We start from the raw sequence: 268 nt of genomic DNA, 5'->3' as shown, positions 1-268 counted from the left end.
CAGTAAGGATGGTGGAGCTATGCGGGATCGAACCGCAGACCTCCTGCGTGCAAGGCAGGCGCTCTCCCAGCTGAGCTATAACCCCATCGTAAATGCTAATCTCTGTACCCTAATTCGTTTCCGGGCAAGGCGCGGTGGTGCGAAGCATACTGAAGTATGCGAGCATCGCCGTAACACAGCACGGAGGCGAATTTGGTAGGCCTGAGTGGACTTGAACCACCGACCTCACCCTTATCAGGGGTGCGCTCTAACCACCTGAGCTACAAGC

General features: G+C 56.3%; 1 tRNA gene. It reads right to left on the bottom strand.

Annotated features, from left to right (window positions below):
• Positions 1–9: 9 nt before the first annotated feature.
• A tRNA-Ala gene (locus OGX96_RS00005) sits at positions 10–85 on the bottom strand.
• Between the last annotated feature and the right edge of the window lie 183 nt (positions 86–268).

The sequence above is a fragment of the Citrobacter sp. Cpo100 genome, assembly GCF_030332595.1.
Lineage (GTDB): Bacteria > Pseudomonadota > Gammaproteobacteria > Enterobacterales > Enterobacteriaceae > Citrobacter > Citrobacter portucalensis.
Note: the sequence above shows the minus strand (reverse complement) of the source record. Positions and strands in the feature narration are given on the sequence as shown.